This is a genomic window from Methanothrix harundinacea 6Ac (genome assembly GCF_000235565.1).
Classification (GTDB): domain Archaea; phylum Halobacteriota; class Methanosarcinia; order Methanotrichales; family Methanotrichaceae; genus Methanocrinis; species Methanocrinis harundinaceus.
In genome coordinates this window covers 2,162,680-2,176,552 of the sequence record NC_017527.1, presented here as the reverse complement: position 1 = coordinate 2,176,552, position 13,873 = coordinate 2,162,680, and the positions used below count along the sequence as shown (strand labels likewise).

Genomic DNA, 13,873 nt, shown 5'->3' with positions numbered 1-13,873 from the left:
AATATAGACATGCCCGATGAGAAAAACCAGATCCTCGCCGCCCAGCTACCAAGAAATCTCCTGGCCAACATAGCATATTTCCTGTTCAGCGTCGGGATCGGCGTCCTCCTCGTCCCCTACTTCATATCCACCCTCGGGGTTGCGGCATACGGGCTTATACCGCTCGCCGCCTCCATCACCGGGTATGTGGCCATCTTCGTCCAGTCCCTGAACACAGTAGTCACCCGGTTCCTCACCGTCGACCTCCAGCGGGGGGACTATGCCCTCGCCAACCGGACCTTCAACACCGCCTTCTTCGGCCTCTCGGCCCTCGTCCTCCTGATGGTCCCGGTGGTCTTAGTTGTAGCCTGGTTCGTTCCGACCATCTTCGACGTTCCCGCCGGGGAAGAGAATGGAGCTGTAATCCTCTTTCTCGGTGTATCTGCCGCGTTTCTTCTCAGCTCCTGGAACGGGAACTTCACGGTCCAGCTCTTCGCCTTCAATCGCCTCGACCTCCAGAACCTCGTCAACCTCGCCAGCCTCCTGGTCCAAACGGGGCTGATCCTCCTCCTCTTCACCCTTTGTGGTCCGAGCCTCGCCCTCGTCGGCGGTGCGTACCTATCGGGGGCTGCTGCCGCTTCCGTGGTATCATTCATCCTTGCCCGGCGGGTATGTCCGCACCTCAGGGTCTCGATCCAATACTTCGACCACGTCAGGGTGAGGGATCTCTGCGGGATGGGGTGGTGGGTGGTAGTCAACCAGATCGGGACTCTTCTCTTTCATTCAGCAGCTCTCATAGTAGTTAATCTCCTCTTCGGAGCGACTTCTGCGGGGCTATATGCCATCCCTCTCCAGTTGGTCCTCCTCCTCCAAGCTGTCGCCGGAATCCTTTCAGGCGTTCTGGTGCCGACTATTCTTTCCTTCTACGCCCGTGGTCAGACGGATACTCTGATTCTTATAACCAAGAGCGCGGTCAAGCTGATGGGGCTTGCCATGGCCCTTCCGATCGGACTTGTATGTGGTTTTGCCCCACAAATCCTCACCGTCTGGGTCGGTCCGCAGTTTGCGGTCCTCGCTCCTCTCATTCTCCTCCTGACCTTTCATTTATCGTTAAATCTGGCGGTTTTACCCCTCTTCTCGATAAACGTGGCTTATAACCAGGTTCGTGTGCCGGGAGTTGTAACTATGTTGATGGGGGTCGTTAACATCACCCTCGCCGTCGCCCTGCCGCTTCTGACCGGCTGGGGGTATTATGGGGTGGCGGCGGCGGGGGCGATCGTCCTAACCCTGAAGAACGGCTTCTTCACCCCCTGGTATGCGACAAAGGTGCTCGGGGTTGATGTCCAGACCTTCACCCCTTCGATCCTTTCCGGGATCTTTGCGACGATCCTCGTCGGAGTCGCGGCTGGTGCTCTTAACACCCTCTTCGATATTGCATCTCTCTCTATGCTGGTCGTATATGGTACGGTCGTCTCCCTTGCTTACCTCCTTCTAGTCTATAAGGTGGGTCTCAATGGGTACGAGCGGAGGCTCTTCGAGAGCTATCTACCTTCAAAGCTCAGGAGAGTTGCAGCATGAAAAAAAACATAGTTACAGAAGTTGTCGATCATGAACTCTGCATCGGCTGCGGTCTCTGCGCCGCCCTCTGCCCCGAGGAGGCCCTTGAGATGACATGGAACCGGTACGGCGAATACAACCCCCTCGAAATTGAGCCGTGCACCAGAGGGTGCGGCCTCTGCCTTAAGGTATGCCCGTTCGCAGATCATGAAGAGGACGAGGGCACGATCGGAGAGGCTCTATATGGCTCAGTGCCGTGGATCGGCCATCGACCCGAGGTCGGATACCACCTCGCCACCTTCGTCGGCCATGCAGATGAGCACCGTTCGGCCGGCGCCTCGGGGGGAATGGCGACCTGGCTTCTTGAGAGGCTGCTGGCAGAGGGAATCGTCGACCATGTCGTCTGCGTCGCCCCCACCGGCGATCCCGAGAGGCTCTTCTCCTTCTCTGTCTTCGACGATCCGCCAGCGGTTCGGGCAGGGGCTGGCTCCGCCTACTGCCCGGTGGAGATGTCGGGGGCCATCAGGCAGATCCTCGAAAATCCTGGTCGGTATGCAGTAACTGGCCTACCCTGCTACATCAAGGCTATCCGGTTGGCTCAGAAGAAGGACCCAAAGCTGAGTGCGCGGGTTGTCGTCACCGTCGGCCTCGTCTGCGGGCAGCTGAAGAGCCGCCCCTTCACCGAGTACATCGCCTCCCTCGCTGGTCTAGTGGGGGAGGTGAAGGGGGTGCGCTACCGAGGAAAGAGCCAAGAGCAGCCCGCGACCAATTATCACTATGCTTTCACCTCCACGGCTGGAGATGAGCGGAAAATCTTCTGGAACGACGGCATCGCAGAGGCCTGGACGAACCGGTGGTTCACCCCCAGAGCCTGCAACTATTGTGACGACGTCTTCGCCGAGTGTGCAGATGTGACCTTCATGGATGCCTGGCTTCCGGATTATTCAAAGGATTATCGGGGGACGAACCTGGTGGTCGTCCGGTCACCTCTGATCGAGGATCTGATTCGGAGAGGCGTCCGGGATGGAGGGCTATTGGCCGGACCGGTGCCAGTGGAGGATGTCATCCAGAGTCAGGCGGCGGTTGTGGAAATTAAGCGGAGGCACCTTGCGCATCGGTTGTATCTTGATCTAGAGATGGGGAGGGTGGTGCTGAGGAAACGGGTCTGTCCCGCGAGAGAAAAAAGCCCCTCCCTCCGCCGCGAGATCGCCTTGAAGGACAGGATGAGACGCTCGAGCAGGGCCTTCTGGGCTGAATCCGAAGATCCGGACGCAGGCCGCCTCAGGGAAGCTATGGTCCCCGATCTGAAGCGGCTTTCTCGCGGAAGGAAGATGGCGCGGATCATGGCGCTGCCTATAAGAACCGTTATATATGTTCGGGGGCACTTTCGGGGGAAACATCATGAATGAAGAGGGACCGTCATTTATTCTGGCCGGAAACGCCCCTTACGAGAACCGCGGTTGTGAGGCGATCGTTCGGGGGACGGTGAAGATCCTCCGGGAGCACTTCAAAGGCCCCCGCTTCATCTGCATCAGCCGTTTTTCCTCCGATGAGCAGTTCAATAGACAGCAGACAGGGGAGAGGGACGAGGCGATCACCCATCTCCAAACTCGCGGCAGAATGAGCAGAGAACAGGCCCTCCGAAACTTCTGGAGGCCTTATACCTGGTCGTATGTGCACAAGCGATACTTCCGCCCGGAGATGCTGAAGTACCTGGAATATCAAAAGATGATCCCTCACCTCGACGATGCGGCGGCTGTCCTCTCCGTCGGCGGAGATAACTACTCCCTCGACTATGGGGTCCCCACCTTATTCACCGATCTCGATGACATCGCCATCGAAAAGAGGCGGCCCATCGTCCTCTGGGGGGCTTCTGTCGGCCCCTTCGATAAGATTCCCGAGTACGAAGGGTACATGGCCCGACACCTTCGGGAGGTCACAGGGATCTTCGCCAGAGAATCTGTCACTATAGATTACCTTAGGGGGATCGGCGTCGTTGAAAACGTCTATCCCGTCTCAGATCCTGCTTTCATGATGGACCCGGAGAAGCCGGCCGGGATCGAGGATGAGATCTCGATCGAGGAGGATTCGATCGGGATAAATTTAAGCCCTCTGATGGCAAATTATGTCACCGGAGGGGACCTCGATCGATGGACCGAGTTGGCAGCATCGATCGTTGCTGGGGTGGCCGCGAGGACCGGGATGCGCGTATACATGATCCCCCACGTGACGGTCCCGGACTCCAACGATTACGAGTTCATGAGCCGGGCGGTCGCTCGCATCCGGGACGGACGTGAGAAGATAACCCTCGTACCTCCCCGATACAGCGCTGCGGAGACGAAGTGGATCATAGGCAAGATGGCGGTCTTCGCAGGGGCTCGGACCCACGCCACCGTCGCCGCCCTCTCGTCGGGGGTGCCAACCCTCAGCTTCGCCTACAGCATCAAGGCCCGGGGGATCAATAGAGATCTCTTCGGCAAAGACGATAATTGCCTGGGTCCGGATATGCTGGCCCCGGAGACGATCACAGAGAAGATCAGCTCGATGCTATCCCAGCGTTCCCAGATCCAGAGCTATCTCAGGTCGACTATACCCTCGGTACAGGAGGGGGCGATGCGAGCGGGGAAATATCTGAGAAATATTTTGGACGATTGATCATGCCCGAGATCTCCGTGGTGATCCCCCTCTACAATAAGGGTCCTCATATAGGTCGCGCCCTCCGCTCTGTCCTCAATCAGACCTTTCAGGACTTCGAGGTCGTCGTAGTTGAGGGGGGCTCCGCGGATGAGGGGCCTGCTGTGGTCCGGTCTTTCGATGACTCCCGGATCAGCCTCTTTTATCAGGAAGGGACCGGGGTCTCAACTGCAAGAAATCAGGCGGTAGAGAGATCGAAGGCGGATCTGGTGGCCTTCCTCGATGCCGACGACGAATGGATGCCCGAGCATCTGGAGACGATCCTCAGGTTGAGAGGCAAGCATCCAGAGGCGGGGATGTATGCCACCGCCTATAGGGTCCAGGCGATGGATGGAGAGGTACGTTCGGCCGAATATAGAGAGATACCGGAACCGCCTTGGGAAGGCCTGATGCCGAACTACTTCAAATCGGCGGCTCTGGGGGAAAATCCGGTGATCACGTCGGGGATGGCCGTTCCCAAAAGTATATTCGAAGAGGTGGGGGGCTTCCCCATCGGATATTGGTGGGGGGAGGATGCGGACCTTTTCGGCAAGATAGCATTGAAGTATCCCGTCGCCTTCAGCTGGGTGGCCGGGGTGATCTATCACTGCGATGCCTCAAATCGGGCGTGCGACAGGAGAAGCCCCTTAGACCACGAGGAGCCCTTCGTCAAAACGGCACGAGAGGCCATAGAGGCAGGGATGGTTCCACCAGATCTCCTGGAACCCCTGATCGAGTACATATCACTGAAGGAGATCAATCGGGCTTTTCTGAACATATCGGCTGGCAGATCTTATGATGCAGAGGTTATACTCAAACAATGCAAAACGAGATATAATCATAAATTAAAAATAAAAGCACTTATAATGGCAAAAATCCCTCCTCCTATATTTCTTTTTTTAAAGAAGATGGCGCGGAAAATCTGGCGATGAAGGCTGAGCTTTAGATTTTCTAACCTGTAATCTCATGGGGATGTCCACGTGTCGTCTCTTCATCCTACGGATTATGATCTTTTTCACCTCCATCAGAAGGGACTAAAATACGGAATGTCAATCGGATTCCATGATCCCTAACTGGGATAAGATTGATGGTCAAAAATTCAAAAATTTAACTCTGATTATACGGAGCATCCTGGCGGTTCGGTCACGAAGGCCCGCGGGGGACGAAAGATATATCATCGCTCAAAATGACTGGACGGAATAGAGAGGCGACGAGTTGTCAGAAGATGGGGATTTCCCTCACGTCAGCGTGATAATACCGACATACAATCGGCCGTCATTGGTGGGCAGGGCCATAAAGAGTGTCCTCAGTCAGAGTTATCAGGACTTTGAACTGATAGTGGTGGATGGGAGCTCCGACGACGAGACGAAAGAGGTCGTCATGGACTTTGGGGACCGGAGGATCAGATACGTATCAGAGACGGGAAAGAGGGGCCTCTCAAATGCTAGAAACATGGGAATCCGCTCGTCGATGGGAGATTACATAGCCCTTCTGGACGATGACGATGAGTGGCTCCCATGTAAGCTGGAGATGCAGGTCGATCTCCTCGATCGATTGCCCGAAGAGTACGGAGTCGTTTATAGTGGTTACCGTACAGAACGGGATGGAAATATCGTCGGCGAATATTATCCCGCCGAGAGAGGCGATGTATATGCCAGGATGCTGAAAGGAAGTATCCTCAGCGTTCCCACGATAATAATAAGCAGATCCTGCTTTGAAGTCGTCGGATATTTCGACGAAGAGCTTCCAAGCTGCGAGGACTGGGATATGTGGATCCGGTTGGCAAAAGAATATAAATTCGAATATGTACCTGAAATATTAGCCGTCTATCACATCCACGGCGATCAGATGACTTTCGATCAATCAAGATTTATCGTCGGAGTAGAGGGCGTGCTGAAAAAGCATCACGAGGACTTCTCCAGAAATCGGAAAAGCCTCGCCGAGCAGTACAGATATCTTGGAGTTCTCTACTATCTTACTGGGGACAGGGCTGAAGGGACGAGGTTCATGTTCAGATCCATGAAGCTCAATCCAATCCAGAACGGCATAGTCCATGTACTTGCCGCTCTGATAACCCCAAATATTTACAAAGAAAAGATGAGGGTGGCCCTGACCGGAGACCAAAACGCTAAACTGCGCCAGAATTTGAACGCATAGGTAATTGATATGGCCGATATATCTAGGTCCCAGGTATTATTTGTATATTACAATCCGCATCCATCTCATAAGGCTTTCGCAGAGTCAATTAAGGCGGATTTTTGGAGTTATAATCGATATATAAAAAGAAATATATATCCAAAGATGATTAAGATCTTCGTAAACGGCGCATTGATCCCCGATTACGACGTTTATCTGACGGAGGGCGGTGCCCCCCTCATCCCGGTGGCTATAAAGAAATTAGCATCCATAAATAAAAGTAGAAAAGCCTTAAAAAATGTCAACCTGATATCGGATCACACCTTTATCATGATGGAACACACCCCCCCGGAGATGAGAGGACAGTATGGTTCGTCTACGAACTTTGCCCACAAATTCGCATCAAAGTACATAGATGGCGCCATAGCAGTCTCGAACTTTGCCAAAGAGACTGCGGAATTATTCGTAGATGGGCCGATCAGGGTGGCCCACCCCTTCATAGAGGAAGATTTATACCAAAGGCTCAGCTCACTTGCGCCCAAATTACAAAAAAATATTGTCATGTCGGTCGGTTCCGGGACCTACAAAGGCATGGACATCCTCTTGGATGCGTTCAAAAAAGTGAGGAACGAAGTGCCCGATTCGGAGCTTTACATCATCGGCGGGGGGCATCCCGAAAGGTGGAATGAAACGAAGGGCGTTCACGTAGAAGGGCACGTCTCCGACCTCATCCCCTATTTCAATAGCGCGAGCCTGTTCGTCCAGTCTTCAAGAGCCGACACCTTTCCCGTATCAAGCCTTGAGAGCTTGAGGGCGGGCGTTCCCACCATGGTGACGGATAAGACCGGGACCAAAGAGGTCGTCTCGGAGCTGGGAACGGAGTTCGTGCGAAGAGTCGACGAGGGTGATATCGCCGAGGGGATCCTCCGCTATTTCGATCTGGAGGAGGAGAAACGGCTTGCTCTATCGAATAAGGCCAAAATCATCTCTAAGAAGTTCAATAAGGCGGAGATGTGCCACCGATTTAAATCCGAGTTCGAGGCTCTCCTCAATGAGATCTAAAACTTAAAGGTACAGCTTATCCCAGAAGATCCGTTTATCCAGAAAGGATAGCTTACCGTCACCGTATCGCTTCACTCTCTTCTTCAATCCGAAGAACTCCACCATTCCCCGAAACCTCAATCTCGCGTTCTTAGTCCTTCTCGCGTAGAATACTAGGACCAGGATCGAGGCGAGGTCGAAGAATAGCAGCAAGGGGTATGCCAAAAGAAGCCGGGAGTTTGGGAGATTTCTGTAAAATGTGAGGTATTTGTTTCTGACATCATTTATCCTCATCCTGTCGGATATCTTACTGCTCGTCATCCCCCCTTTGTGGTATACGACCGATCCCGGTGAGTATATCAGCTTGTACCCCCTATTTACCAGCCTCCATGATAGGTCGATCTCCTCGAAGTAGGCGAAGTATTCGGGGCAGAGGAACTCCTCGAGGCCGTCTATGACCTCCCTTTTCATCATGAAACTAGCGCCGGAAATGGTCCCCGTCTCCTTTATTCCTCGCTCCACCTTATTCGATGCCCGCGTCTGGCCGAATATGTTCAGTCTGCTATCTCCTCCGTATTGGACCTCCTTTCTATCTCCGTAGCTCATTATGGTGGAGCTGGTGGCGCCGATCTCATCTTTGGTGGTGAGAAACGGCCTGATAAGCTCATCCAGCCATCTACGATCCACGACGGTATCGTTGTTGAGAAATGCTATATATTCTGACGACGTGTGTTTTATCCCTTCGCCGAGGCCGGCGGCGAAGCCCAGGTTCATCTCGTTCTGGACAAGAACCACATCTGGGAACCTCTCCTTAACCGCCTCCTGGGAACCGTCCGTCGATCCGTTGTCCACCAGTATAATCTCGTAATTCGGATACGTAAGATTCTCTAGCGATTCGATGCATTCCATCGTATCTTTGAGCCCATTCCAGTTCAGAACTATGATGGAAACTTTAGGAAAAATCTCTTCGGCCATGATTTTTTTAATGACGACTGTATAATGGACCTCTGAATATATATTCCACAAATTTTTAGATATCTTCGGAACTTTAGATATAAGATTCGTCAATCTCGTAGGAGTCTTCAACTCCACATCGACGACCTCCAATCTGATATGGGAATACCAATTCGGCAGATCTGTGTATTCCTCAAAGTAATCCATGGAATTCTCGTTGAAGAACGATCGATGGGTGGGATCTATAAATGCGCCGGAGCTCTGGCAATACGGAACCGTTATGTACACGGTGGCATCGGGTTTGGCAACCCTCCATATCTCCTCCAGGACTTTAATGGGATCCTGGAAATGCTCCAGAACGTGATGACAGTATATCTCATCAAAAATGTTATCTTTAAATGGGAATCTTTTGCTCATATCTGCGATTATATCGACCGGTTCTAGCCTCACTTGGTCGATGCCGATGCATCCCTCATTTTTTTTGTTCCCGCATCCGATATCGAGTTTCATCTTTTTCCCGTCCCTAAAATTTATAATATTGCTGAAAACATTCTCCATCTCAGGTTCCCAAAGGTTCAAACTCCTCATTCGACTTTTCCCTCAAGCTCCTTCAAGGCATAAACCTTCAATGCATAATCAGGATGTCGATAAGTTATTATCTGAGTCAAATCCGAGATTATTCTTCTCGTCTGATTCTTTTTGTCGTATATTCCAAGCCTTCTCCATCCGCATATCCCATATATTTTAAATCCGATCTTCTCCAGATACCTGAGGTTCCATCCCCACCCTTCCCCCTCGGCTTCTATTTCCTGGGAGGCTCTATTTTTTGATACGATTATCACTTTTTTCCTCGCCCATCGTTCCATCTGGTAGACCAACCGGCGCCGCTCTTCTTCCGACAAATTATCCGTTGATTCGATCGATATCACCGCGTCAAAAGACTTCGGTTTGAAGGCGACCAGCTCTATTTTAGATCTAATATACTGGTCATGGATGCATTTTTTGACGCTCTCATCTAAATTTGAGTCGGAGATTTCCACACCTACCGAATAAGCCACTTCGCAGTGTTGAATTGGGGAGCTATAGCCGCACCCGAGATCCAGAACGCTGTCACAACCGGCGAGATCTCTTCTTAGATAGTCGGACCAATCCGGAAATAGGGTCATATATGCCGGCCTGACCAGATCGGTGACGGCCATAAATTTCAGCTTAAACCGGGAGATCTCACCGCTGGTCGTATGGATCTGCTTAAAATATCTTTTGTGTTTCTCGTACAACCTTCTTTTATAAATTCCAAAATTTTTATATTAGCTGAGGTAGATCTGTGATAAACAAACGCTGGTATCACATAAGCCTTCAATCCGGCTCTTTTGACAGAGAGGCAGTAGTCTGCCCCGTAGCAGTGCCAGTGATCGAAGGTCTTCTCATCAAACTGCGTCTTTTCAAATTGACTCCTGGGTATGATCAGGAGGAGTTCGTCGAGGGTCTGGACCTCTTCTTCCTTCTCCATCTCCCTCCCCCAGATCTCCCCCGAATTGCTTATATGCCCTCTCTGCCGCTCCGCGAAGCTCCTCCCAGCCTCGCTCATGCCTGCAACGCCGGCAATCCCGAGATCGGGTATGCCGTCTAAGATCTTCTCGACCTCTTCCAGCCAGGTTTCTATACCAAGGTCCACGTCCTGATGAACGAACATGATGTATCTTCCCGTAGCCCTGAGGCCACCATAGTTCAGGGCTTCAGATGCCGATTTGAACTCTCCTCTAGTGTTGTCCAGGGAGATCAGCTCGAACTCGGCGGTCTGGTCTTTGAGGCTTCTCATCAGCACGGAATTAAAGATATGCTTATTATTATAAACAACCACTACCGAGATCATCATCCTCACCAGGTTATGCTCGATCAGTGTGGTGGAAAACATCTAATACTTTTGCCCTCCATAGATATGGAATCTTGCGATACATGGGATCTCCCAGGTGTTCTCGTATCTGGCGATTTATTCCAGGTTTTGTTGTAGTTATATTTTCCGACGATCATCCCATCTCAAGATGTCCAATAATTATATTAAATTACAGGCCTGGAAGCTTTCTGTGGGGCTTGGTAACGATGGTTTCACCATCACGGCAAAATGAAATCTGACCGTGAATGGGATCCCGGTTGAAGTTATATCCTACTTATAGGCCCTCGATTTAACCAAACAAAGATGGTAGCCCCCTCCCAAGATCTTTCTCACAAAATAATACGGACTTAAGCTGCAGAGGTTGAGAAGACATTTATTAAAAAAATATTTTAATAAATCAACCTCGTACAAAATCCTATGATCCGTTCCCTCACTTAGCTTTTCCTTATTTACTGATGGATTGGATCCCAATTCCTCGGGTTCTAGAACGAATCTATTGTCTCTATTAATCACAGATTTTACAAATTTCCCCTCGATCAACTCCCACCCCCCATCATCTAATAATTTAAGATAATTCTTAGGTGTATAAAAATTTATATGCCCGTCGGGATGGTGGTCGCCCTGTTTGTCTGGGGGCTTGGCTCCAAACCAGTCGCCTCCAGTCTCCATGGGAGTCATCAGCAATCCAAACTTCGCCCGTTCTGAAATTGATGAAAGGAACATCTCAGGTTCTGGGACGTGCTCGATGAGATCAAACATGGTCACTAAATCAAATATATCTTCCGTTTCTTTGTATTCAAGGATGCTCCCCTGAATAAAATTGATGTATGGGTATAGTTGCCTTCCGATAATAACAAAATTCGAAGCAAGCTCGAATACGCTCGTTCTCGGATAGTGTCCTTGGTGCTTGTTGATCTGGAATGCCATGGAGTTAGCACCGAATCCAAAACATCCCCCAATGTCGGCATAATTATCAATTTTTCCCAATGATTTGAGAATCCGTTTACCATAAAGGGACCACATCAGCGTGCTTTTATATTGTGCTCTTGCTGGATATCCCGGTCGAAGGATAATCTTTGATGGATATGATTCATAATACTTCAACGGATCAAAAACCATGTCATATCTCCCGCCCATCTGACTCCATTTTGGTCAAGGATTTCGAACTAAATAATTTTAGGATAAATGGAGATCGGCCCGTCATGCCCCTCGATCTTTCGTCCCGAAGGCCTTCACTGTAAACCCCCTCGGCAGCAGCTCTGCGACCGTCGCGATCTCCGCATCCCCTCTCGTGTTTGCCATGATCACCTTGATCTCGTCGCCGAACTCGATGAGGCTCTGCCTACAGATCCCGCAGGGGGCGACCGGCTCCACCGTCTCCGCCACCACCGCCAGGGCCTCAAACTCCCTCTCCCCCTCGCTTGCGGCCTTCGCCATCGCCGCCCTCTCGGCGCAGATGGCGGCGCCGGAAGAGGCGTTCTCGACGTTGGCGGCGGAGTATACTCTCCCCCCCTTCGCGAGGAGGGCAGCCCCGACCCGGAAGCCCGAGTAGGGGGCGTAGGCCCTCTCCATCGCCTCCCTCGCCGATTCTATCAGCCGGTCGTACCCCCCCTGGTAGGGGTGGGGGCCGCACCGGAGGGAGCCGATGTACATGCACTCCTCGGGAGGGATGCTTGGAATCGTCGTCTCCTCTCCGTCGCCGGTGAACTTCACGGGAGCCCCTCTTATGATCACCGCGGGGACCCCCTCGTCCCCCTCCCCCATCACCAACTCCGCCGCGGAGACGAGGTTGTCGGCGACGGCCTTCCTCGTCACCAGCAGGGGCCTCCCGTAGAGGTCCTTCTGACCCCTCGCGTCCTCCACGGGGAGGATGCCGTCGCAGGCGAGGGCGACCCCGACGCAGCCGAGGCGTAGGGGGTGGGTCCTGCTGTCGCCGATGACGACCCCGATCCTCTTCCCCGTCGCCTCCTCCATCCTCCTCCTCAATGCGGCGGCAGAGCTCTGGGGGTCCTTCGGGAATAAGACGACGTGGCCGGGGGGGCGTTGGAGTGGTCGATCCCGGCGTTGGGGTAGAGAAAGCCGTCCTTGACCGTCAGAACGACCCCCGGAATCCCGCCCATGATCCGGTCGGAGGAGGCGAGGATCAGCTCCATCTCCCGCGGGTCTTTTTCGTACTTCTCCGCCAGCTCTCGGGCCCGGGGGCCGGGGGTCACCTCCGATAGGTCGACGACGCCGCCCTCGGCGGTGGCGACGGCGCTCTCAGCTACCACCAGGACGTCGCCGTCGGCGAGGGCGAGGCCCGACCTCTCCATCCCGCCGAGGAGCGCCTCCACCAGGTCCTCTCCCGCCCTCACCAGATTCGTCTTTATTCCGAGAAGCTCCAAAGGCCTCACCAATATCGTTTTGGATCCTCCAGCCGGTCCAGCGCCTCCTCGATGGCGCCAGATATCGTCGGGAGCCTGAAGGGCTGGTCGATCAGGTCTTTTACCAGCCCCCGGAGCTGGGCTGCCGTCCCCAGGACCAGGACCTCCATCTCCCCCGGGTCGCACCGGAGGGCGCCCGTGGGTATCGCGGCGTCGCCGCCCCGGGCCAGCATCTCCTGCTTGATCACCACCGCCTCCGGAGAGGTGACGCCCCGCAGGGACAGGGCCCGGAAGGAGCCCTTGCCTCCGAGGGCCTTCGCCCCTCCTTCCCCCACCCCAAGCCCGGCAAAGGCCTGGTGGAGGTCCTCGGGATGGCCCCAATGGCCGAAGACCTCCACCTCGATCCCCCCGGCGCCGGCGATGGCTGGGCGTCCCCGGACCGCCTCCGCCATCCGGATGACGTCGAGGGAAGCCGCTACATCGTGGGTCCGGACGAGGTGGGCGCCGTTGTAGACGGCGACGGCGGCGGCGGCGAGGCTCCCCGGCAGCCGGTCTGAGGGGCTAGGCCGTTCCAGGACCGCCCCGATGAAGGACTTCCTCGAGACCGCCGCCATCACCGGCCTCTTCAGGACCCTCAGCCGTTCGAGGCCGTCCAGGATGGCGAGGTCGTGCCCTGGTCCCTTCGGCGGCGTCCACCGGCCGATCCCCGGATCGACGGTCACCTTCTCGGCTGCTACGCCGGCCTCCCAGGCGGCCCTCACCCTCTCGCCGAGGTTGGCCACGATATCCCTCATATCGAGGATGTCGCCGGGCCTCTCCTTCGACGCCATGATGATGAGGGACCCGTCGTGGTCGGCCACGGTCTTTGCCATGGCGGGGTCGTGGAGCCCCGAGACGTCGTTTATGCAACCCGCCCCGGCGGATAGAGCATCGTCGGCGACCGATGCTCTCTGGGTGTCGACGGAGACGACGACCTCCTCGCCGAGGCCGTCCAGGACCGCCTCCAGGGCGGGAAAGAGCCTTCTTCGCTCCTCCTCCTCGGGGATCGAGGGCGACCCCGGCGCCGTCGAGACCGCCCCCAGGTCCAGGACCTCCGCCCCCTCCTCGGCGAAGGCGAGGGCCCGCCCCAGGACGGCGTCGATGCCGGCGTAAGACTCCTCGTAGAACGACTCCCGGCTGAGGTTGATCACCCCCATCACCCGGACGGGGTGGAGGTCTCCCACTCTGATCTTGCCGATGAACCCCTCGATCGTCACTTTCAACGCCCCGGTGATGT

12 protein-coding genes and 1 pseudogene are annotated in these 13,873 nt (G+C 54.2%); 6 read left to right on the top strand and 7 right to left on the bottom strand.

Annotation, left to right across the window (positions count from 1 at the left end; all coding sequences use genetic code 11):
• Positions 1-9: 9 nt before the first annotated feature.
• The 6 genes from MHAR_RS10280 to MHAR_RS10255 all read left to right on the top strand — a co-directional run bounded on the left by MHAR_RS10280 (position 10) and on the right by MHAR_RS10255 (position 7,407).
• Positions 10-1,557 carry an oligosaccharide flippase family protein gene (locus MHAR_RS10280; RefSeq protein ID WP_014587548.1) on the top strand — a complete coding sequence of 516 codons (1,548 nt, stop codon included), beginning with the start codon at positions 10-12 and terminating at the stop codon, positions 1,555-1,557.
• The gene (locus tag MHAR_RS10275; protein ID WP_014587547.1) at positions 1,554-2,945 is read left to right on the top strand and encodes a Coenzyme F420 hydrogenase/dehydrogenase, beta subunit C-terminal domain; all 1,392 of its coding nucleotides are present in this window, start codon (positions 1,554-1,556) and stop codon (positions 2,943-2,945) included. The genes MHAR_RS10280 and MHAR_RS10275 overlap by 4 nt, the downstream gene beginning before the upstream one ends.
• Entirely contained in the window at positions 2,938-4,191 is a 1,254-nt protein-coding gene (locus MHAR_RS10270; protein WP_143763394.1) for a polysaccharide pyruvyl transferase family protein, read from the top strand. The genes MHAR_RS10275 and MHAR_RS10270 overlap by 8 nt, the downstream gene beginning before the upstream one ends.
• 2 nt (positions 4,192-4,193) lie before the next feature.
• Positions 4,194-5,141, top strand: coding sequence for a glycosyltransferase family 2 protein (locus tag MHAR_RS10265; protein ID WP_048144613.1), 948 nt, complete (start codon positions 4,194-4,196; stop codon positions 5,139-5,141).
• Between the two features lie 283 nt (positions 5,142-5,424).
• Positions 5,425-6,366 (top strand): glycosyltransferase family 2 protein, encoded by a 942-nt coding sequence (locus MHAR_RS10260; protein ID WP_014587544.1) that lies wholly within the window; start codon positions 5,425-5,427, stop codon positions 6,364-6,366.
• A gap of 144 nt (positions 6,367-6,510) precedes the next feature.
• Complete coding sequence (locus MHAR_RS10255) at positions 6,511-7,407, top strand: glycosyltransferase (protein ID WP_048144612.1); 897 nt, start codon at positions 6,511-6,513, stop codon at positions 7,405-7,407.
• Positions 7,408-7,410: 3 nt separating this feature from the next.
• On the opposite strand, the gene MHAR_RS10250 is transcribed toward MHAR_RS10255, so the two are convergent.
• The 7 genes and pseudogenes from MHAR_RS10250 to folP all read right to left on the bottom strand — a co-directional run bounded on the left by MHAR_RS10250 (position 7,411) and on the right by folP (position 13,853).
• Positions 7,411-8,928: a glycosyltransferase gene (locus tag MHAR_RS10250; RefSeq protein WP_014587542.1), complete on the bottom strand. Its 1,518-nt coding sequence runs from the start codon at positions 8,926-8,928 to the stop codon at positions 7,411-7,413.
• Positions 8,925-9,617 carry a class I SAM-dependent methyltransferase gene (locus tag MHAR_RS10245; protein ID WP_143763393.1) on the bottom strand — a complete coding sequence of 231 codons (693 nt, stop codon included), beginning with the start codon at positions 9,615-9,617 and terminating at the stop codon, positions 8,925-8,927. Before MHAR_RS10245 ends, MHAR_RS10250 begins: the two co-directional genes overlap by 4 nt.
• A complete protein-coding gene (locus MHAR_RS10240) occupies positions 9,545-10,255 on the bottom strand; it encodes a glycosyltransferase (RefSeq protein WP_014587540.1) in 711 nt (236 codons plus the stop codon). Before MHAR_RS10240 ends, MHAR_RS10245 begins: the two co-directional genes overlap by 73 nt.
• A gap of 249 nt (positions 10,256-10,504) precedes the next feature.
• Positions 10,505-11,353: a class I SAM-dependent methyltransferase gene (locus MHAR_RS10235; protein WP_014587539.1), complete on the bottom strand. Its 849-nt coding sequence runs from the start codon at positions 11,351-11,353 to the stop codon at positions 10,505-10,507.
• Positions 11,354-11,434: 81 nt separating this feature from the next.
• Positions 11,435-11,806 carry a cytidine deaminase gene (gene cdd, locus MHAR_RS10230; protein WP_048145048.1) on the bottom strand — a complete coding sequence of 124 codons (372 nt, stop codon included), beginning with the start codon at positions 11,804-11,806 and terminating at the stop codon, positions 11,435-11,437.
• A 207-nt stretch (positions 11,807-12,013) separates the two neighbouring features.
• Positions 12,014-12,546, bottom strand: a pseudogene (gene cofE / locus MHAR_RS13985) (coenzyme F420-0:L-glutamate ligase); the annotation flags it as partial.
• 77 nt (positions 12,547-12,623) lie between these two features.
• Positions 12,624-13,853, bottom strand: coding sequence for a dihydropteroate synthase (folP, locus tag MHAR_RS10220; protein ID WP_014587536.1), 1,230 nt, complete (start codon positions 13,851-13,853; stop codon positions 12,624-12,626).
• Positions 13,854-13,873 lie beyond the last annotated feature (20 nt).

Bases quoted from the DNA above. Each gene is read 5' to 3' on its own strand.
- MHAR_RS10270 (WP_143763394.1), top strand. From the start codon at position 2,938: ATGAATGAAGAGGGACCGTCATTTATTCTGGCCGGAAACGCCCCTTAC.
- MHAR_RS10265 (WP_048144613.1), top strand. From the start codon at position 4,194: ATGCCCGAGATCTCCGTGGTGATCCCCCTCTACAATAAGGGTCCTCAT.
- MHAR_RS10250 (WP_014587542.1), bottom strand. From the start codon at position 8,928: ATGAGGAGTTTGAACCTTTGGGAACCTGAGATGGAGAATGTTTTCAGC.
- cdd (WP_048145048.1), bottom strand. From the start codon at position 11,806: ATGGAGAGGGCCTACGCCCCCTACTCGGGCTTCCGGGTCGGGGCTGCC.
- MHAR_RS10275 (WP_014587547.1), top strand. From the start codon at position 1,554: ATGAAAAAAAACATAGTTACAGAAGTTGTCGATCATGAACTCTGCATC.
- MHAR_RS10240 (WP_014587540.1), bottom strand. From the start codon at position 10,255: ATGTTTTCCACCACACTGATCGAGCATAACCTGGTGAGGATGATGATC.
- MHAR_RS10255 (WP_048144612.1), top strand. From the start codon at position 6,511: ATGATTAAGATCTTCGTAAACGGCGCATTGATCCCCGATTACGACGTT.
- MHAR_RS10280 (WP_014587548.1), top strand. From the start codon at position 10: ATGCCCGATGAGAAAAACCAGATCCTCGCCGCCCAGCTACCAAGAAAT.
- MHAR_RS10235 (WP_014587539.1), bottom strand. From the start codon at position 11,353: ATGGTTTTTGATCCGTTGAAGTATTATGAATCATATCCATCAAAGATT.